This window comes from Nitratireductor pacificus pht-3B (genome assembly GCF_000300335.1).
GTDB lineage: Bacteria > Pseudomonadota > Alphaproteobacteria > Rhizobiales > Rhizobiaceae > Nitratireductor > Nitratireductor pacificus.
Genome location: NZ_AMRM01000018.1, coordinates 1 through 18,739 on the forward strand (window position 1 = coordinate 1; position 18,739 = coordinate 18,739).

Annotated in this window: 22 protein-coding genes, 1 tRNA gene, 1 pseudogene and 1 riboswitch; of the genes and pseudogenes, 8 read left to right on the forward strand and 16 right to left on the reverse strand. The window is 64.8% G+C overall.

Annotated features, from left to right (window positions below; all coding sequences use genetic code 11):
* On the forward strand, positions 1-230 hold a 230-nt coding region (locus tag NA2_RS15410; RefSeq protein WP_008597942.1), incomplete at its 5' end, for a hypothetical protein.
* Positions 230-616, forward strand: coding sequence for a tail completion protein gp17 (gene gp17, locus NA2_RS15415; RefSeq protein WP_008597943.1), 387 nt, complete (start codon positions 230-232; stop codon positions 614-616). The genes NA2_RS15410 and gp17, both read left to right, overlap by 1 nt.
* Positions 617-687: 71 nt before the next feature.
* On the opposite strand, the gene NA2_RS15420 is transcribed toward gp17, so the two are convergent.
* From NA2_RS15420 to NA2_RS15430, 4 genes are all read right to left on the reverse strand, one after another.
* On the reverse strand, positions 688-1,320 hold the full coding sequence (locus tag NA2_RS15420; RefSeq protein WP_008597944.1) for a hypothetical protein: 633 nt from the start codon (positions 1,318-1,320) through the stop codon (positions 688-690).
* Between the two features lie 185 nt (positions 1,321-1,505).
* A complete protein-coding gene (locus NA2_RS22180) occupies positions 1,506-1,781 on the reverse strand; it encodes a hypothetical protein (RefSeq protein WP_192814187.1) in 276 nt (91 codons plus the stop codon).
* A 109-nt stretch (positions 1,782-1,890) separates the two neighbouring features.
* Positions 1,891-2,316, reverse strand: coding sequence for a hypothetical protein (locus NA2_RS15425; protein ID WP_008597945.1), 426 nt, complete (start codon positions 2,314-2,316; stop codon positions 1,891-1,893).
* Between the two features lie 114 nt (positions 2,317-2,430).
* Positions 2,431-2,505: transfer RNA gene (locus tag NA2_RS15430), tRNA-Asn, on the reverse strand.
* A gap of 216 nt (positions 2,506-2,721) precedes the next feature.
* Here NA2_RS15430 and NA2_RS15435 point away from each other — a divergent pair.
* Positions 2,722-2,988 (forward strand): hypothetical protein, encoded by a 267-nt coding sequence (locus tag NA2_RS15435; RefSeq protein ID WP_051011662.1) that lies wholly within the window; start codon positions 2,722-2,724, stop codon positions 2,986-2,988.
* Between the two features lie 134 nt (positions 2,989-3,122).
* Here NA2_RS15435 and NA2_RS15440 read toward each other — a convergent pair whose 3' ends face one another.
* Positions 3,123-4,088: a hypothetical protein gene (locus NA2_RS15440; RefSeq protein WP_008597947.1), complete on the reverse strand. Its 966-nt coding sequence runs from the start codon at positions 4,086-4,088 to the stop codon at positions 3,123-3,125.
* 146 nt (positions 4,089-4,234) lie between these two features.
* On the opposite strand from NA2_RS15440, the gene NA2_RS15445 reads away from it, so the two are divergent.
* Positions 4,235-4,795 carry a nitroreductase family protein gene (locus tag NA2_RS15445; RefSeq protein WP_040678164.1) on the forward strand — a complete coding sequence of 187 codons (561 nt, stop codon included), beginning with the start codon at positions 4,235-4,237 and terminating at the stop codon, positions 4,793-4,795.
* Positions 4,795-5,400, forward strand: a complete 606-nt coding sequence (locus tag NA2_RS15450; protein WP_008597950.1) for a flavin reductase family protein — start codon at positions 4,795-4,797, stop codon at positions 5,398-5,400. The genes NA2_RS15445 and NA2_RS15450 overlap by 1 nt, the downstream gene beginning before the upstream one ends.
* 28 nt (positions 5,401-5,428) lie before the next feature.
* On the opposite strand, the gene NA2_RS15455 is transcribed toward NA2_RS15450, so the two are convergent.
* Both NA2_RS15455 and NA2_RS15460 read right to left on the reverse strand, forming a co-directional pair.
* Positions 5,429-5,815: a VOC family protein gene (locus NA2_RS15455; protein WP_008597952.1), complete on the reverse strand. Its 387-nt coding sequence runs from the start codon at positions 5,813-5,815 to the stop codon at positions 5,429-5,431.
* A 23-nt stretch (positions 5,816-5,838) separates the two neighbouring features.
* A complete protein-coding gene (locus NA2_RS15460; RefSeq protein WP_008597953.1) occupies positions 5,839-6,273 on the reverse strand; it encodes an SRPBCC domain-containing protein in 435 nt (144 codons plus the stop codon).
* Positions 6,274-6,370: 97 nt separating this feature from the next.
* On the opposite strand from NA2_RS15460, the gene NA2_RS15465 reads away from it, so the two are divergent.
* The gene (locus NA2_RS15465; protein WP_040678139.1) at positions 6,371-6,712 is read left to right on the forward strand and encodes an ArsR/SmtB family transcription factor; all 342 of its coding nucleotides are present in this window, start codon (positions 6,371-6,373) and stop codon (positions 6,710-6,712) included.
* 164 nt (positions 6,713-6,876) lie between these two features.
* Positions 6,877-7,422: a putative pterin-binding protein gene (locus tag NA2_RS15470; protein WP_157188257.1), complete on the forward strand. Its 546-nt coding sequence runs from the start codon at positions 6,877-6,879 to the stop codon at positions 7,420-7,422.
* A gap of 125 nt (positions 7,423-7,547) precedes the next feature.
* Here NA2_RS15470 and NA2_RS15475 read toward each other — a convergent pair whose 3' ends face one another.
* Entirely contained in the window at positions 7,548-8,411 is an 864-nt protein-coding gene (locus NA2_RS15475) for an HpcH/HpaI aldolase/citrate lyase family protein (protein ID WP_008597956.1), read from the reverse strand.
* A gap of 2 nt (positions 8,412-8,413) precedes the next feature.
* Positions 8,414-8,890 (reverse strand): annotated as a pseudogene (locus tag NA2_RS15480) (MaoC family dehydratase); the annotation flags it as partial.
* Between the two features lie 109 nt (positions 8,891-8,999).
* On the opposite strand from NA2_RS15480, the gene NA2_RS15485 reads away from it, so the two are divergent.
* Positions 9,000-10,145: a DUF2336 domain-containing protein gene (locus tag NA2_RS15485; protein WP_040678142.1), complete on the forward strand. Its 1,146-nt coding sequence runs from the start codon at positions 9,000-9,002 to the stop codon at positions 10,143-10,145.
* A gap of 33 nt (positions 10,146-10,178) precedes the next feature.
* On the opposite strand, the gene parE is transcribed toward NA2_RS15485, so the two are convergent.
* The 7 genes from parE to NA2_RS15520 all read right to left on the reverse strand — a co-directional run bounded on the left by parE (position 10,179) and on the right by NA2_RS15520 (position 18,640).
* Positions 10,179-12,236, reverse strand: coding sequence for a DNA topoisomerase IV subunit B (parE, locus tag NA2_RS15490; RefSeq protein ID WP_008597959.1), 2,058 nt, complete (start codon positions 12,234-12,236; stop codon positions 10,179-10,181).
* 188 nt (positions 12,237-12,424) lie between these two features.
* Positions 12,425-13,084 (reverse strand): DUF2461 domain-containing protein, encoded by a 660-nt coding sequence (locus NA2_RS15495; protein WP_008597960.1) that lies wholly within the window; start codon positions 13,082-13,084, stop codon positions 12,425-12,427.
* On the reverse strand, positions 13,081-13,437 hold the full coding sequence (locus NA2_RS15500; protein ID WP_008597961.1) for a TfoX/Sxy family protein: 357 nt from the start codon (positions 13,435-13,437) through the stop codon (positions 13,081-13,083). The genes NA2_RS15495 and NA2_RS15500 overlap by 4 nt, the downstream gene beginning before the upstream one ends.
* A 157-nt stretch (positions 13,438-13,594) precedes the next feature.
* On the reverse strand, positions 13,595-16,396 hold the full coding sequence (gene gcvP / locus NA2_RS15505) for an aminomethyl-transferring glycine dehydrogenase (RefSeq protein ID WP_008597962.1): 2,802 nt from the start codon (positions 16,394-16,396) through the stop codon (positions 13,595-13,597).
* A 9-nt stretch (positions 16,397-16,405) separates the two neighbouring features.
* On the reverse strand, positions 16,406-16,774 hold the full coding sequence (gene gcvH / locus NA2_RS15510; protein ID WP_008597963.1) for a glycine cleavage system protein GcvH: 369 nt from the start codon (positions 16,772-16,774) through the stop codon (positions 16,406-16,408).
* A 4-nt stretch (positions 16,775-16,778) separates the two neighbouring features.
* Complete coding sequence (gene gcvT, locus NA2_RS15515; RefSeq protein ID WP_008597964.1) at positions 16,779-17,882, reverse strand: glycine cleavage system aminomethyltransferase GcvT; 1,104 nt, start codon at positions 17,880-17,882, stop codon at positions 16,779-16,781.
* Positions 17,883-17,924: 42 nt separating this feature from the next.
* Positions 17,925-18,031, reverse strand: a riboswitch (glycine riboswitch).
* Between the two features lie 225 nt (positions 18,032-18,256).
* A complete protein-coding gene (locus NA2_RS15520; RefSeq protein WP_008597965.1) occupies positions 18,257-18,640 on the reverse strand; it encodes a helix-turn-helix domain-containing protein in 384 nt (127 codons plus the stop codon).
* Between the last annotated feature and the right edge of the window lie 99 nt (positions 18,641-18,739).

Sequence of the window (18,739 nt, forward strand, 5' to 3'; positions counted from 1 at the left end):
GTCCCCATTCCGAGCCGATTGACACCATCGCCGGCTTGTCGTCACGGATCGGCGAAACAGCCGGCGCCAGATCTGTCATCGAGCTTCGCCTATCGAAAGAGGTCGAGGCCCGCATTCTTCAGCAAAGCATGATGCAATCGGTGCAGATCTCGACCGGCGCCGTGGCGCAGTACGACGGCAACATGCCGGTCCGCGTCCGCGGCATCATCAAAGACAGGCGGGCGTATTGATGAGCGCGCTACCGATCGTCGAGGCTATCCTGACGGCTGATGCCGGCGTGACAGCCATCGCCGGAACCCGGATCTTCTATTCCGTCGCGCCCCAAGGCGCGCCACGCCCCTATATCGTGATCATCGGCACGGTCGAGCGCGACGAGATCCTGCTTGCCGGCCAGGCGCAATATCCCGAGGGACTGGTGAACGTCGCCTGCCATGCCGATGATTTCCCGACGGTAGAGAAGCTGGGCAATGCCGTGATTGCCGCGCTTCAGGATGCGGCCGGCATATATCGCGGCAAGGCCGCAACGTTGTCGCGTGAAGACGTGGACGGGTTCGATTTTCTGCCAGCGGATAAGGTCCACCGGCGTGTGCTGGGGTTTGCGGTCAGGTATCGGTGAGGCCGGCGAGCGCGTTACGATCGCACATTTCGTGTCAAGGTTTCGAAGTCTGGATAACGTTCATCGACGCTTCAATCTTTGTACTTCGGTTCCCCTCCATTCTGCTGTTCAAGCTGCCTCTTTTTGGATGCCCGGATTCTGTCGATCGTATCCTGGAAGGTTACCTGCGGATCGACGGTGTAGCCGTTCTGCCAATGTACCCCGTAACTCTCAATCAGGCGTTTCAATATATGAAAGGCGCGAAGCCCAACGTCCGAAAATCGCAGCTCCAACTCTTCAAAGTACTCACTGTAGTCTGGAGGACCGCTTACTTGCTCGGCGATGAAGTCTGCCGATTCGGCCGCCGATTTTGCTTGTGCCGGCAGCAATAAGCACCGGTACATCAAATCTGAAGGAATTGACGGCCAATCAATCTCCGGCGACCATACGATGGAGGGATTTGGAACGGTTCCATGGACAACACCTTCCTCATCCTCGAACGTTGGATCATAGATGAGGTCGATGCAGTCGGATATGAACTGTTCTAATGTGGTGGCGATTAGCATCGCCTGATATTTCACCAAGCGTCGCCTTTTCCACCAATCCAGTGCGATATCCTTCGCGCCTCCAATGAAAACACCGAAGGCGGTGACGAAGAGAGTGCCGGATACAGTTAGTACTGTCTTCCCAAAATCATCCCTTGCAAGCTCTTTCAGCCATTCCATCACGGAATCCGATCATACATAGGCATAAGGCGACGTAAGTTCCTCCACAATTCAAATGGGCCATTCTGGTCGTTGATTTCAGCCAGATTCAAATGCCGTAATGCAAGATTCAACGGCGCGTAGTTCGACCCCGTGAGATGACAGAACCGCACTGTGCGCCAACCTCGAATGGGCCTCTTTTGCAATTACGGAAGAATCAATTCGCCGGTTACAGAAATCCAAGCATCGGAGAACTCCGCCCAATGGATAGGATGACGGGCGCCATAGTCATTAGTATACGGCTCGACTTCTGAACGCAGAATCTGCAGTGTCGAACGCTGGGCGCCCGTCATCGGCATCGTCTCCAGTTGGCGAATCTCACTGAGTGCCCCCTGATAGTTCCTGTGGGCGCCTCCTGGCGGGTGCAGCATTAAGCTCAGTGAGTCTAAGGCTTGCTTTCGACTGTCACGTTCGTGCTTCATAGCTACTCCTTGTCAATCCACGTTTATCATGCCTCAAGTTGGTGCAGGATTCAGCCGACGCAAATCGATTAAGCAGTATGCGGAGATTGGAATCGTCCAGTCTCCAATCTTACTGGAAGAAATAATCGTTGAACTGAACTCCCCCACCGTCGAAATTCTCTAGGCACCATGGAAGAACTTGCCCACCAAGTTTTGCGCTCGGCATATGCACTGAAATCTGACCGTCAGGTTTTCCCTCGGATCGATAGTGCTCGATCAAATCGCTGCACTGCGATCGTGCGATCTTCGCTGAGACCGAAATTTGGATACGCTTTCCGGTTTTGGGTGCCAACGATGAGACATCGACGGTGTGCTCTGGCAGCTTATTCTCCTGTGCTTCGCTGCACGCGAGGAGAATGAGGCCCAGAAGGCCCACGCCTATGAACTTCTTGGGGGAACTCTGCTCCCGAAGAAAACTGATCATCGATTGTCGTGCCAGCATGCCCCACCAGTCGCTTGGCTCAAGCTGCGCCGCTTGGGGAAAACGTCGCCCCATGCTCTGACGAGTATCCGTGGATTGCTCTGCCGAAGCAACTAGCGAATCCGTACCTATGCCGTACCTATCGGCTTTTTGTACCTTTTCCGATTTCCGCTAAGTGCTTGAAAAATTTGGCTCCCCGGGCCGGATTCGAACCAGCGACCAACCGGTTAACAGCCGGTTGCTCTACCACTGAGCTACCGGGGAATGCCTGTGCTCGTCAGTGGGCGTGGCTATAGCAAACCACATTCAGCTTTGCAAAGCGGCATTTTCACTTTTTTGCGGACTTTTGCGGCCGGCGCCTCGTTTTCGCGCCTTTGGCTTCTCATATGGGGCTTGTCCGCGACGCAGCCGAGGCCTGAATGCACCGGGAACGCGGATGAGGAGGGGGCGTTGAACGATGCAGATGAGGGTCGAAGCGGAATGAGCGACAGAGCCGGGGCGGAAAACAGTGCAAGGCGACCGTCCGTATCGCTGATGGGGAAGCGGATACCGATTCCCCGTTCGCGGCTGGCGCGGATTGCCGGCGGCATCGGCCTGGTGATTCTCGGCCTGTTCGGCTTCCTGCCGGTTCTGGGCTTCTGGATGATCCCGCTGGGCCTGCTGATCCTTTCCTATGACATCGCGTCGGTGCGCCGCCGCCGCCGCCGTCTTGCCGTCTGGTGGAGCAGGAAGCGCGGGCAGCGCTAGACCGATTCATCGTTTCACAGAAACGCTGATCCGGTCTATCTCATTGTTTTTCCGCGTTTATGCGGACGTCAGGTGATTCCACCTGACTGCAAAACGCTCCGAGGCTTGGGGAGGGCGGCTTGCGGCCCTTCCGGTCAGTCGGGGAATTGGTTGCGGGTGTCCAGCAGATCCGAGGGCAGAAGCTCGACATCCTGATTGCGGCCGGGGACGACCGAGAAGTCGCGCTGGTAGATGCGGTCCCGGTTCTTGGCGATGATCGTGTAGCTGCCTTCGGCAAGCACCATGGAAGCATAGGCGCCGACCGTCTCGTAGACGATCTCGCCCGAATCCGTGAGGATCGACCAGGCGGTGTCGGCTATGGCCTCGCCGCCCTGCTCGCGCACGAGCTTGAGCGTCAGGTCCGCGGCGCGGTGCTCGACCGTCGCCTCTGTCAGCTTGCCGGCCTCGACGCGGATGTCGGAACGGATCAGCGCATTGACCGCTCCATAGTTGGACACCACGTGATAGGTGCCGGTGTTGAGGCGCACGATGCTGCCCGGCTTCACGTCGGGAATGATCAGGGCGCCATCGCCGATCGCCTCGTCGCTCACCTCGTAGATCGAGAAGCGCAGCTGGGCGGGCGGGATGCGCACGCCGCCCGACAGGACGGCGTTGAGCTGGAGGCCTCCGGCGTCGAGAACGAGATCCTCGCGGTGCGGCTCGCGTCCGACCGTGATGCGTTTCGTGGCGCCGGCGCGCCCGTATGCGGCATGAACCAGATAGCTGCCGGGGGCGAGCTGGAACACCCCGGTGCCGCCGCGCGCGGTGGCGATGAGGGGCAGCTTCTCGTCGGGTCCGGCCTGGGTGCCGAAGACTCGCCAGACCAGGCCGCTCGGAATCTCGCCGGCGTCGTTCGCCAGATGCGCGGCGAGCGTGATCTCGCCAAGCTCCCCGGTGGCGAGCGGACCGCCGAGCGAGGCGGGCGCGTAGTTGTTCAGGCCGGGAAGGCGCAGCCCGTCGAGCGCTGCCGCGGAATCGGCCTGCGCGGCAACCTGCTGCACCTGGAACGACGAGCCTGCAATGACGGTCAGGGCGAGGAGCGCCCGGTGAAGACGAAGCATAGGGACTTGAAGCCCAAGCCGGTGGCAATTTCAAGGCGATTGTGCCATCTCAGGCCTGCGTTTGCCAGCCGACGGCCAGCCGAAGCGCCTTGCCCGAGCCTTTCAACGACAGGAGACAGACCGTGAATCAATCCGTGCTCAACTTCATGCTGGCGCGCAAATCGACCCCCATCCAGGACATGGGCGCGCCCGCACCGTCTGACGCGGATATCGAGACGATCCTGACCGCGGCGTCGCGCGTGCCCGATCACGGCCGCCTCACGCCGTGGCGCTTCATCGTCTATCGCGGCGAGGCGCGGGAGCAGATCGGCGCGGCGCTGGCGGCGCTGGCCGAGCAGCGCGAAGGACCGTTGCCCGAAATGCGGCTGGAGAAGGAGCGGACGCGCTTCTCGCGGGCGCCGCTCGTCATCGGGGTCGTCTTCGTGCCGAAGAAGAACACGACGATCCCCGAATGGGAACTGTTCCTGTCGGGCGGCATGGCGGCGATGAACCTGATGATCGCGGCCAACGCGCTCGGTTTCGGAACCAATCTCATCACCAACTGGTATTCGGATGACGCCGAGGGACGGCGCATTCTCGGGCTGGCGCCCGACGAGCGGGTGATCGGCTTCGTGCATGTCGGCACAGCCACGGGGGAGGCGCCGGAGCGTCCGCGTCCGGACGTGGCATCACTGATCTCGACCTATCGCGCTCCCTGGGAGGAATGATGTTTTACGAACCGGAGAAGGGGCATGGGCTGCCGCACGACCCCTTCAAGGCGATCGTCGCGCCGCGCCCGATCGGCTGGATCTCGACGATCGGCCCCGACGGCGCGGTCAATCTCGCGCCTTATTCCTTCTTCAATGCGATCTCGTCCAATCCGCATCTGGTGCTGTTTTCGTCCGAAGGGGCGAAGGACAGCGCGACCTTCGCAGAGGAGAGCGGCGAATTCGTCGTCAATCTGGCGAGCCGGGATCTGGCGGAGAAGATGAACGCCAGCTCCGTCGATGCGCCGCGCGGCGTCAGCGAGTTCGCCTTTGCCGGCCTCACCGAGGCGCCGTCCAGGCTCGTGGCGCCGCCGCGCGTGGCGGAGTGCCATGCGGCGCTCGAGTGCAGGGTCACGGAGGTGCGTCGGCCGCAGGGTCTCGACGGCCGGCCGGCCGGCGTGATCGTCGTGACCGGCGAAGTGGTCGGCGTGCACATCGATGAAAAGGTGCTGCGCGACGGCCTGTTCGACGCCGTCGCGGCCGGCAATCTCGCCCGCCTCGGCTATCGCGACTACGCGTCGGTGACCGAAGTGTTCGAGATGACCAGGCCGCTCTGGAAGGATTGATCGGCGTTTCGGGAACGGGAAGGGGCGGCTACCAGGCGCCCGCCTCGCGCACCATGTGGACGATGTTGGCGGGATTGACGATCCAGCCGCCCCGGAACCCTTCCGGAAGCGTCTCGATGGCGTCGCAGCGCACCACGCCCTTTTTCGCCAGATGCTCGGCTGCGTCGGGGAATGCGTCGGTGAAGAGTTCCAGCCAGATCTCCGCCTGGCTCATTCCCGGCGCCTCGTCGATCCAGAGCTTGTTCGGGCCGAGTTCGAAACCCACCGCCGGTGCCTTGTCGATGATCGGCTTGAGACCGACCGTATCGCGGTAGAAGGCGATGGTGGCTTCGTATTGATGCGGCGGCACCTTCATCGCGATGTCGATGCCGCCATAGAGCGCGGCACTGGACTTTTCATGCGTCTGTTCCGTCATGACACTTTACCCTTGGTTCTTGTTCAAAGTTCCGGTTCGCGCGCGGGCTCGCCGCGCAGTTCGCTGCTGTAATAGCCCTGGCGCAGGTTGATGCCGTGCTCGAGGAAGGCCTTCAGGCAGCACAGCATCTGCGTCCAGCCCTCGCAGTTCATGTAGGATGCGCGCAGATGGCCTGAATTCTCCTGCCAGCCGCTTTCCATGATGGTGACGAGCGTTCCGCCGTCGTCGAGCGGGCGGAAGTCCATCTGGATCCGCGTCTTGTGGGGCTTTTTCCCCTGCGATCCCGAGCCGTCCCAGCGCAGGACGATCCTTTCCCGGTCGATCACCTCGTCGACCTCGACCGGCACCTCACCCCACCACAGGACGGTGGCGCCGGCTGTCAGCGGCGCGCTGGCGCCGCCAATGGTGGTGAAGTAGCCGCTCAGTTTCGCAGGGTCAGTCACCGCGTCGAAGACCATTTCGACGGGCTTTGAAATTCTCGCGGAAACCCGAAATTCCGGCGTCACGGCTCACCTCGCGCTTGATCTGAGGAACAATATGTTATAAAAATATAACATGTCAAGACAAGCAGAAGACGATCTCGTGTTCAAGGCCCTGGCGCATCCGCGGCGCCGGGCCATGCTCGACGCGATGAAGGATAGCCCCTGCACGACAGGCGTGCTGTGCGACCGCTTCACCGATCTCGACCGGTGCACGGTGATGCAGCATCTCAAGGTTCTCGAGGAGGCGGGGCTGGTGATCGCGCGGCGCGAGGGCAGGGAGCGCTGGAACCACCTCAACGCGCTGCCGATCAAGGCGATCCACGATCGCTGGATCAGCCAGTATGCGGCACATGCGGTCTCGGTGCTCGAGCGGCTCAGGGATGATCTCGACGGTCCCGCGCCCGACGGCGCCTGATCCCGGCTTCGAGAGCGCGGCCGTCATGCCGGACCCGCTCGGCGGCGGACGGGTCAGTTCCTCCTTGCCAGCTGGCGCGGCGGGTGTACATTCTGCGCGGGGATCGGGAGTTTTTGACGGGGCGGCCGCCGGACAGCGGCGGCCCCGATTGCTTGGAGGCAGAGATGCGCAGACTTCCTGTAACCCTGGCCATGGCCTTATCCCTTGTGGCGGGAGGACTTCTCCCAGGCCATGCCGGGGAAACGCTGCTGACCATCGCCGGCGCGGTGGAGAACACCAATCGCGAGGCTTTCAACCCGTTCTTCGACGGTTTCCTCAAGTACCACGACAAGGAGTTCGACAAGGCCTTCGTCTTCGATGCCGAGGCGCTGGCGGCTCTGCCGCAGCAATCCATAAGGGTCAACGCCGACACGGAGGATTGGCCGGGGGTGCTCTCCATGGAGGGCCCGCTGCTGAAGGACGTGATCGCCGCGGCCGGTGCCGAGGGCAGGGGCTTGACCGTCTACGCGCTCGATGGTTTCGGCCTGGAGATGAATGCCGAGAGGATCGCCGCCCATGACTGGGTGCTGGCGATGAAGGTCAACGGCGAGCCGCTGGGGATCGGCGGCCTCGGGCCGCTCTGGCTCGTCTACGACACCGGCGACCGGGTGGCGGTCGAAGACGAGGAGAAAACCTGGGTCTGGTCGGTCTTCTATATCGAGGCCGAGTAGAGCGCCCCGGGGTGCGCGGCGATCCCGTCGGATCGCCGGGCGTCCTTTCGGACGCACAAACCACGATCTGGATCATTGATGGAGCATCGGACCGAAAACCGGATTCCACTTTTCGGTCCCATCTTTTACCCGGCGCGCGCCAGCAGGCGCTGCGCCAGTGCGAGATGCGGGCGGTCGTACATGCGCCCCTCGATGTTCACCACGCCGGCATTGCCCGCCGCCGCAAAGGCCTGAACGATCGCCTGCGCCTTGCAGATTTCCTCCTCTGCCGGCGTGAAGGCGGTGTTGATCGCCTGCACCTGCGCGGGATGAATCGCCATCTTGGCGACGAACCCGTCGCGCGCGGCAAGGCGGCATTGCGCCTCGAAGGCCGCCATGTCCGAGAAGTCGGGGAACACCGTGTCCACGGCCGGCACGCCGGCAGCGGCCGCCGCCAGCAGGGTCATGCTGCGGGCAAGGCGAAACAGGTCGGTGTAGGAACCGTCCGCCTCGCGCGAGGCAAGCGCGCCGACATGGGCGGAGAGGTCCTCGGCGCCCCAGGTCAGTCCGGCAAGACGCCGGCTTGCATTGCGGTAGCTCGCCGCGTTGAGGACCCCGATAGCGGTTTCGGTGATGATCGGCAGGATGCGCGTCGCGCCGTCGTCGACGCCATGCGCGGCCTCGTGAACGCGCAGGCTGGCGCTCAGATGCGCCACATCGGTTCCGCCCTCCGCCTTGGGCAGCATGATGCCGTCGGGCCGGCCGGCCATGACGGCGGCGAGATCGTCCTCGGTCATGCCGCTGGCGAGGTCGTTGACGCGGACATAGAGGCGCGCAGCCGATTTCTCGCGTACTCCCGAGAGGAAGTCGGCCGCAACGCGCCTCGCTTCCTCCTTGCTGTCGAGACCGACGGAATCCTCCAGGTCGACGATCAGCACATCGGCGCCGGATCCCAGGGCTTTTTCCAGTTTCCGGGGGGAATCGCCTGGCACGAACAGCAGCGACCGCACGGTCAGGCGTCCTGCTTCTTGACGATCATTGCCTGACGCAGGCAGCGCGCCACCAGCTTGTCGTCCTGATTGTAGGCGCGATGCTCAAACTCGACGATGCCGCGATCGGGTTTCGACTTCGATTCACGGACGGACTTGACCTCCGTCTCGACGCGGATCGTGTCCCCGTGGAACACCGGGTTTGGAAACACCGTGTCTGTCATGCCGAGATTGGCGACCGTCGTTCCGAGCGTCGTGTCATGCACGGAAATGCCGATCATCAGGCCGAGCGTAAAGAGGGAATTGACCAGCGGCTTGCCCCATTCGGTCTCCGCGGCGAAGGCGAAATCGATGTGCAGCGGCTGAGGGTTGAGCGTCATGACCGAGAACAGCATGTTGTCGCTTTCGGTAACGCTCTTGCGCAACTGATGCTTGAAAACCTGTCCCGGCTTGAACTCCTGCAGATAAAGGCCGCCCATCGATGTCCTCCCGTGTTGCGCCGTTTCTTGATAGGCGCGCGCGAACGGCCGGGCAAGCGGACGTTATGGTAAACGTTTCCTATACGAATTGCCGCTAGGGTCTTTCCAAACGGGCGGGAGCGGTGTTGCGGTGAGAGTGGTTCAGCATTTTCTGAAGTGGATCGAAACGGCAAGGGTGTCGGAGCGCGCCGCGGCCGCGACGGCCCTGGCCCAGGCCTATCTCAACGCGGAACTCGCCTTCGAGGACCGCTATGCCGCCGAGGCGGCCTTGACGGCGTTGCTCGACGATCCCTCATCGAAAGTGCGCGGGGCGCTGGCCGAAGCGCTGTCCGTCAGCCGGCATGCGCCGATGCAGGTGGTGGCGGCGCTGGCGGCCGACCAGCCGGATGTGGCGGCTCCCATTCTCGGGCGCTCGCCGGTCCTGTTGGATTCCGACCTGATCGACCGCGTGGCCGAGGGGCGGGACGAGACGCAGCGCCTGATCGCCATGCGCCCAAAACTCTCCATGGGGGTTTCGGCGGCCATCGCCGAAGTCGGTTCACGAGATGCCTGCGTCGCGCTGGTGAAGAATGCCGGCGCCGAGATCGCCGGCCTGAGTTTCCGCCGCATGGTTGAACGGCATGGCGCCGATGCGGCTCTGCGCGAAGCGCTGGTGCAGGATGCGCGCCTGCCACCCGATTGCCGGCATCTTCTTCTGGTGCAGCTTGGCGAGGCGCTGCGCGCCGCGCCGCTGGTGCAGGCGCTGGTGGGTGCTGCCCGCGCGGATAAACTGACCCGCGATGCCTGTACGCGGGCGTCGCTGACACTGATCGACGCGATCGGGCAGAACGAGCATGCGGCGCTCGTCGAGCATTTGCGCCTGCGCGGCGATTTGTCGACCGGCTTCCTGATCCGCATGGTGGCGCATGGCAAGATCGACTTCTTCGGCGCGGTCCTCGTGGCTTTGACGGGGCAGGGGGAAGCCCGCATCCGCGCCCTGCTGTCCGGCGGGCGGGACATGGCCGTCGGCGCCCTTCTGCGGAAGGCCGGGCTGGCGCCGCATACAAGGGCGCCGATCATGCGCGCGCTCTGCGTCTGGCGGGAAGTGGCGCGCGGCAAGCGCGTCGCGGGCGCGCAGGAGGTCTCCTGGCTGATGCTGCACAGTCTCGGCGCGACGCCGGGGCAGGCCGGTCCCGCGCCCGAGGCGGCCGAGCTGGCGGGGCTTCTGCGCGGGATCCATCTGGACGTCCTGCGCGAGAACGCACGCCTGCAGGCGCAGGCCATTGCAGCCGCCTAGGCCAGTTCAGCGTCTCCTTGAGGCGATGCCGGTCTAGATATCCAGCTCTTCGGCAAACTCGGCATTGTCCTGGATGAAGCGGAAGCGTGCTTCGGGCTTGGTGCCCATCAGCGCGTCGATGGCCGTCTGCGTGGCTTCCTGGCCGTCGATGACGCTGACCCGCAGGAGCATGCGCTTCTTCGGGTCCATGGTGGTCTCCTTGAGCTGGCTCGCCATCATCTCCCCGAGGCCCTTGAAGCGGCCGATCTCGACCTTGCCGCGCCCGGTGAACTCGGTTTCCAGCAACTCGTCCTTGTGCGCGTCGTCGCGCGCATACATGGTCTTGCCGCCCTGGCTGAGACGGTAGAGCGGCGGCACGGCCATGTAGAGGTGACCGTTCTCGATGAGCTGCGGCATCTCCTGATAGAAGAAGGTGATCAGCAGCGAGGCGATGTGCGCGCCGTCCACGTCGGCGTCGGTCATGATGATCACGCGGTCATAGCGCAGATCGTCTTCGCGGTACTTTGTGCGCGTCCCGCAGCCGAGCGCCTGGATCAGGTCGGTGATCTGCTGGTTCGCGGCCAGCTTGCCGGAGCCGGCGCTGGCGACGTTGAGGATTTTTCCGCGCAGCGGAAGCACGGCCTGGCTGGCGCGGTTGCGCGCCTGCTTGGCGGAGCCGCCGGCCGAATCACCCTCGACGATGAAGATCTCCGCGCCCGCCGCAGCACCCATGGTGCAGTCGGCCAGCTTGCCGGGCAGGCGCAGCTTGCGCACGGCGCTCTTGCGGCTGACCTCACGCTCCTGACGGCGGCGCAGGCGCTCATCGGCGCGGGCGACGACCCAGTCGAGCAGCTTCGAGGCTTCCTGCGGGTTGTCGGCCAGCCAGTGATCGAACGGATCGCGCACGGCGTTCTCGACGATGCGCATGGCGGCGGCCGTCGCCAGCTTGTCCTTGGTCTGACCGACGAATTCCGGCTCGCGGACGAAGACGGACAGCATGCCGGCGGCCGAGATCATCACGTCCTCGGCCGTGATGATGGCGGCGCGCTTGTTGCCCGTCAGTTCCGCATAGCCGCGCAGGCCGCGCAGCAGCGCGTTGCGGAAACCGCTTTCATGCGTGCCGCCCTCGGCCGTCGGGATGGTGTTGCAGTAGGAGTTCAGCAGCGCGTCGCCGCCATACCAGGTGATGGCCCATTCGACCGCGCCATGGCCGCCGCGCTTCTCGCTGCGGCCGGAGAAGACTTCCTTGGTGACCTGGAATTCGCCGTCGAGCGAGGCGGCGAGAAAGTCCTTCAGACCGCCGGGAAAATGGAAGCTCGCCTTCTCGGGCGTCTCGTCCTTGCCGGTGATCAGGGACGGCGCGCACGACCAGCGGATTTCCACGCCGCCGAACAGATAGGCCTTCGAGCGCGCCATGCGGTAGAGCCTGGCGGGCTCGAACTTCGCATCCTTGCCGAAGATCTGGTCGTCGGGCTTGAAGCGCACGCGGGTGCCGCGCCGGTTGTGGACCTCGCCGAGCTTTTCGAGCTTGCCCTGCGGCACGCCGCGCGAAAAGGTCTGGCGGAAAAGCTGGCGGTTGCGGGCGACCTCCACTTCGAGCACTTCCGAAAGCGCGTTGACGACCGAGACGCCGACGCCGTGCAGGCCACCGGAGGTCTCGTAGACCTTGGAATCGAATTTACCGCCCGCGTGGAGCGTCGTCATGATGACTTCCAGGGCCGACTTGTCCTTGAACTTCGGATGCGGGTCGACCGGAATGCCGCGGCCATTGTCGGTGACGGAGAGGAAGCCGTCCTCGTCCAGCTCGACCTCGATGAAGGTGGCGTGGCCGGCGACGGCCTCGTCCATCGAGTTGTCGATCACTTCGGCGAACAGGTGATGCAGCGCCTTGTCGTCCGTGCCGCCGATATACATGCCCGGGCGACGGCGAACCGGTTCCAGACCCTCCAGAACCTCGATGTCGGCGGCGCTGTAGCCGTCGCCACCGTCGCGGGCCGGCGCCGCGCGCGGCGGCGTCCGCTGCGCGGTCGTGGGCCCGGTCGCAGGCTCGGGCGCCTTGGCGCGCTCGGCGGTGTTGCTCAGGCCGGCGAAAAGGTCGTTGTTGTCGTCCATTGGGCGTGTGGTTTCCTGTCCGCGAATCACTTCTCATTTTGCCATGGTTTCCAAGGCAAAGCGAAGATCGTTCCGGTTCCGTTCATTCGGCATCCCGATCCGTCCGCCGGCGGCTTCGCGCCGCTGCGGCAAGCAACGCCGGGACTGGCGAGGATGTCATAGGGGAAGATGCGGCCGCCTTCAATGCGTCAGGCCGACAACCAGTCGAACACCGGCTTCAGCCGGGTGAAGCGTTTCAGGCAATCCTCGGCAAACCCGTCCCGGCAGGCACGTCCGGGCGCATTGTCGTCGAGCCAGCAGGTCAGAGATTTGCGGCGCAGCAGATCGGCATTCCCGTGGTCGGCGGCATAGGGCTGTGGGACGCGCTTCAGCTCCGGCTCGCCGAAGCGGACGCCGTCCCGCTCCAACCGGGCGATCAGCCCGGAGAGGGTTTCGCCGTCAGCGCCGGCGACACGCGCCCTGAAGGCGTCGAGCGCCGTTGCCGTAAGTTCGAAAACGCCGGTGCCGACCACCAGCCGCTGCGGCTCGAGACCAAAGAACCAGCCCGGTTCAAGAGGGCCGTCCGTCTGCGCCGTGAAGGCGATGTGGAGATGGGCGTTATAGGGTGTCTTGTCGCGGGAAAAGCGCACATCCCGGTGGATGCGAAAGATCCTGGCGCGGTGCCGCATGCCGGTCAGCTTATCGAGCCGTGGCGTGATGACGCTGCAGAACTCTTCTGCGGGCGCCTTCACGGCCCTCTCGTAGACATCCTTGTTCTGCGCAAACCAGTCGCGGTCATTGTTCGCCTTCAGTGCGGAAAGGAAGTCGAGCGCTTCGGGAGGGAACCGCGAGAAGCCATCCATGGTCATCGCTTCGCTTCGGTTTTGGGCGGCAGCGTGCCGACGAAATCGAGCGCCAGGGCAACCCAGGATCTCAGCGCATCGTCGCCGCAGTCTTCCGCATCGACGAAAATGAAGCCGCTCATCGTCCGTCCGCCCATTTCCATGAGCTTTGCGCCGGGACGGGCGAGGGCCTCGTCCTGATGGTCTTTGCCGACGCGGAACAGAAAGCGGCGCTCCCCCGTTTTCGCGCGGTCCGCGCCGCAGATCATGTTGCCGTCGACCATGAAGCAGACGGCGCCCATCATGCGCTTCTCCACCAGGCCGACCAGTCCCTCCAGGGCGGCCCGCAGGCGCGCGGTCAGTTCTTCGTCATAGGCCATGTCCGATCTCCCGGAACCTTGCCGGGGAAGGGCGGCATGGGCCGACCAAAACGAACATCCCGGCCGGTCATCTTCTCATGACCGGCCGGGACCCGTACAGAGCGCACCCCATCGCGGGATTCGGTCTCCTGCCATTTCTCCTGACGCGGAAGCCGCGTCAGCTCGCCAGAGCCTCGATGGGCGGGCAGGCGCAGACCAGATTGCGGTCGCCGGCCACATTGTCGATGCGCGAGACGGGCGGCCAGTATTTCGACGCCGAACCCAGAGAACCGGCAGGGAAGGCCGCTTCCGCACGCGTATAGGGATGCGACCAGTCGTCGGCAATCAGCTCGGCCGCCGTGTGCGGCGCGTTGGCGAGCGGATTGTCCTCTTGCGGCCATTCTCCCTTTTCGACGCGGGCGGCTTCGCCGGCGATGGAGATCATCGCCTCGCAGAAGCGGTCGAGCTCCTCCTTCGGCTCGGATTCCGTCGGCTCGACCATCAGCGTTCCCGCCACCGGCCAGCTCATGGTCGGCGCATGGAAGCCATAGTCGATCAGCCGCTTGGCGATGTCCTCGACCGTGACGCCGGCGCTGTCCTTCAGGACGCGGGTGTCGAGAATGCATTCATGCGCCACGCGGTCGTTGCGGCCCTTGTAGAGCACCGGATAATGCGCCTTCAGACGATGGGCGATGTAGTTGGCGTTGAGGATCGCCATCTCCGTCGCCTGCTTCAACCCGGCGCCGCCCATCATGCGGATATACATCCAGGTGATGGGCAGGATCGACGCGCTGCCGAAGGGAGCGGCCGCCACAGCGTGGCTCGAACCCAGCGCCACGTGACCCGGCGCGAAAGGCTTCAGATGCGCCTTGACGCCGATGGGCCCGACGCCCGGACCGCCGCCGCCATGCGGAATGCAGAAGGTCTTGTGCAGGTTCAGGTGGCAGACATCCGCGCCGAGATCGCCCGGGCGGGCGAGGCCGACCATGGCGTTGAGGTTGGCGCCGTCGAAATAGACCTGGCCGCCGTGCTCGTGGATCAGCGCGCACATGTCGCGCACGCCTTCCTCGAACACGCCATGCGTCGACGGATAGGTGAGCATCAGCGCGGCGAGTTCCGCCGCGTGCTGCTCGGCCTTGGCCTTCAGGTCTTCCTGATCGATATCGCCGTTCTCCGTGCAGCGCACGACGACCACACGCATGCCGGCCATGGAGGCCGAGGCGGGGTTGGTGCCATGCGCGGATGACGGGATCAGGCAGATGTCGCGTCCGCTTTCGCCACGGCTCTCGTGGTAGCGGCGGATGGCCATCAGGCCCGCATACTCGCCCTGGCTGCCGGCATTGGGCTGGAGCGACACGGCGTCGAAGCCGGTGATTTCCGAAAGCCAGCGGTCGAGGTCGTCGGTCATCTTGCGGTAACCGGTGCTGTGGGCCTGCGGCGCGAAGGGGTGCAGATTGCCCACCTCGTTCCAGCTCACCGGCATCATCTCGGCGGCGGCGTTGAGCTTCATCGTGCAGGAGCCGAGCGGGATCATTGCGCGGTCGAGCGCCAGATCCTTGTCGGACAACCGGCGCAGGAAGCGCATCATCTCCGTTTCCGAACGGTGCTCATGGAAATCGGGCTGGGTGAGGAACCCCTTGCCGCGCGCTTCGGCGGGCGCCAGCGACGGCGCTTCCGCCGGTGCCTTGGCGCCGAACAGGGCGCACAGGGCCTCGAGGTCGGCCTCGGTCGAGGTCTCGTCGAAGGTCACGCCGAGCCGGTCGGCGTCGATGACGCGCAGCAAGCGGCCCGACGCCTCGGCCTCGGCGGCGAGCGCCTCGGCCTTGCCCGGAACGGTCACGGTCACCGTATCGAACAGGCGGTCGCCGGCAAGCGTCGCCCCGGCGGCCTTCAGCCCGGCATGGAAGCGGGCGGCGAGGCCGTTGACCCTGCGGGCGATGGCGGCCAGCCCCTCGGGACCGTGCCAGATGGCGAAGGCGGCCGCCATGTTGGCGAGCAGGGCTTGCGCCGTGCAGATGTTCGACGTGGCCTTGTCGCGGCGGATGTGTTGCTCGCGGGTCTGCAGGGCAAGCCGGTAGCCGGGACGGCCGTGGGCGTCGGTCGACTGGCCGACGAGGCGGCCGGGCATCAGGCGGGTGAGGCGGTCGGAAACCGCGCAATAGGCCGCGTGCGGGCCGCCGAAGCCCATCGGCACGCCGAAGCGCTGCATGGAGCCGACGGCGATCTCGGCGCCGAGGGCGGCGGGCGTCTTGCTGAGCAGCAGGCCGAGCGGATCGGCCACGAAGATGACGATCGCATCCTTCGCCTTGGCCTTTTCGATGAGCGCGGCGTGGTCGCCATAGACGCCATAGGTGTCGGCCCAGGGGACGATCAGCGCGAACGTGTCGTCATCGATCGTATCGCCATCGACGGCGATGCCGAGCGGGTCGGCGCGCGTCACCACCACGTCGAGCGTCTGGGGATGCAGGTCGCCGGCGATCGCCAGCTTGCCGCGCTTGGAGCGATGGTGCCGCCAGGCGATGCCGACGGCTTCGGCAACCGCGGAGCCTTCATCCAGCAGGGAGGCAGAGGCGACCGGAAGGCCGGTCAGTTCCGTCACCAGCGTCTGGAAGTGGAACAGCATCTCCAGGCGACCCTGGCTGATCTCCGACTGGTAGGGTGTGTAGGCGGTGTACCAGGCGGGGTTCTCGAAGAGGTTGCGCTGGATGACCGGCGGCACCTGGACGCCGTGATAGCCGGCGCCGATGAAGCTCTTCAGCACCTTGTTCTGGCGCATGGCCGCGCCGAGCTCGACGAGCGCCTCGGTCTCGCTCGCCGCCGGCGGCAGATCAAGCGGACGGTCGAGGCGGATGGATTTCGGCACCGCCTGGGTGATGAGCGTTTCCAGCGACGGCACGCCGAGGGCGGCCAGCATGGTCTTCGTCTCGTCGCCGCGCGGGCCGATATGGCGGGCGGCGAAAGGGGCAATCGTGTTGGGCATGATCGTTCCTCAGGCCACGCTCGCCTGATAGGCGGCTTCGTCCATCAGGCCTTCGAGCTGGCTCTCGTCGGCGAGCTTCATCTTCCACAGCCAGCCGTCTCCGGTGGCAGCGGTGTTGACGAGGGACGGGTCGCTGGTCAGCGCCTCGTTGACCTCGGTGACCTCTCCATCGACCGGCGCATAGACGTCCGAGGCTGCCTTGACGGACTCGACCACCACGGCGGTGTCGCCCCTGGAGAACGCCTTGCCGGCCTCCGGCAGTTCGACGAAGACGAGGTCGCCCAGCTGTTCCTGCGCATAGTCGGTGATCCCGACCGTCGCGACGCCGGCGTCGACCTTGATCCACTCGTGATCTTCGGTGAAATAGGTTTTGCTCATTTTATTATCCTTTGTGGTAGCGCTGCGGCGTGAAGGGAAGGGAATGGACGTCGAGTGCGATGCGGTTGCCGCGCACTTCGGTAAACAGGCGGGTGCCCGGCTCGGACAGGCTCCTGGCGACATAGCCCATGGCGACCGGATGGCCGGCAGAAGGGCCGAAGCCGCCGGACGTGACGCGGCCAACGGTTTCGCCGGCCTCGTTGACGATCGGTGCTCCGGCGCGCACCGGCTGGCGGCCTTCCGGCTTCAGCCCGACACGCTTCTCCCGGGCGCCCTCGGCAATGATCGCCTGCAGGGCACGGGCGCCGACGAACTTGCCTTCCTCGCGCAGCGCCTTCGGCACGGCCCACAGGATGGCGGCGCTCGCCGGGTCGGTCGCTTCATCGAGGTCCTGCCCGTGCAGGCACAGGCCCGCCTCCAGCCGCAGGCTGTCGCGCGCGGCGAGGCCGACCCACTGCACGCGGTCGTCGTCGAGAAGTTTCCTTGCGAAACGCTCCGCTTCGGCGACCGGCAGCGCCACCTCAAAACCGTCTTCGCCCGTATAGCCCGAGCGCGCGGCGAACCAGCCGTCCGCCGGTTCCGTGGCGGTCATGAAGGTGAGATCGCTCAGGTCCAGGCCGGCGGCGATCAGCACCGCTTCGGCGTCCGGTCCCTGCAGCGCGAGAAGGACACGCTCCAGCGGCTCGAAGGTAAGGTCCATGCCCTTCGCCAGGTCGCGGAAATGGGCTTCGTCGCGGGCGGCATTGCCGGCATTGGCGACGACCATGAAGCGCTGCGGTCCGAGGCGGGTGACGATCAGGTCGTCGATGATGCCGGCCTTCTCCGTCAGGAGAACCGTGTATTTCGAGCGGCCCTCGCCGAGGGCCGCCGCATCGAGCGGGCAGGCGCGCGACAGGAAGGCGGCCGCGTCCGGGCCCTCGACCTCGAAGAGCTGCATGTGCGAGATGTCGAACAGGCCGGCACTTTCACGCGTGTGAAGATGTTCCTTCATCACGCCGGCCGGATAGGTGAGGGGCATGCGCCAGCCGGCAAAGCCGCCGAAGCGGGCGCCCGCTTCCTCGTGCAGCGTTTCCAGCGGCAGATGCTTGAGTGTTTCAGCGTCGCTCATCATTCCTCCAAAGGTGCACGCATGCCGATTTACGCGGCATGTTCGTGCCCCTCTGTCGGAAGCCTGAGAGACTCGCATGACCGGAACCCTGTCGGTCATGCTTACACCTTCGGCGCGGGGGCCAGCCCCGACTTTCCAGAGTGTCTTTACCGATCGACGGTTCTTTTGCCTGAGAGATTTCGGGCGATTTCCCCTTCGGCGTCCGCACCGGATTGCTCCAGCTTGGCTCTCTCCCGCAGACCGGCAGGGCTTTCACCCTAGACGGCGGGGAAACTAGCGCAGGCAGAGTGATTTGTCACCTGCCGTAATGCGGGCAGGCCAACTGGCCCAGTTGTTTCTGTGCAGAACCCGGCAACGGGGACAAGGGGCCGGTTTCAGTGGCCGTTTGCGGCACGCTGCAGGTCGTTCTCGATCTGCGAGACGAGGCGGGCCGTCTCTTCCTGCAGCCGCCGGATGCGCTTCAGGTTCGCCGACACGGCGCTGACGAGTTCCGAGCGGCTCTCGTCGGCGGGCGAGGCGCCGACACCGTGCAGCAGCCATGACAGGGAGACGTTCAGGACGCCGGCCAGCATCGCCAGACGATTGGCGCGCGGCTGTGCGCGGTCGCTTTCCCAGGCCTGGATGGTCGCCGCCTTGACGCCGAGGCGCCGGGCGAGTTCGGCAACGCTGAGGCCGATCGCGTCACGGGCGCGCGAAAGGCGCCCGCCCATCGTGTCGCGGTCGGGCGTATCGGAATAGATATCGGTGGCGTCAAGCACCGTACTGCACCTCCATTCTGGCTTGAAATCACCCGCGCCATGCGCCGGGTTGGCTGGCAGGAGCATGCAGGAAGCCGCGGGCAAGCGCAACTTTGCGTT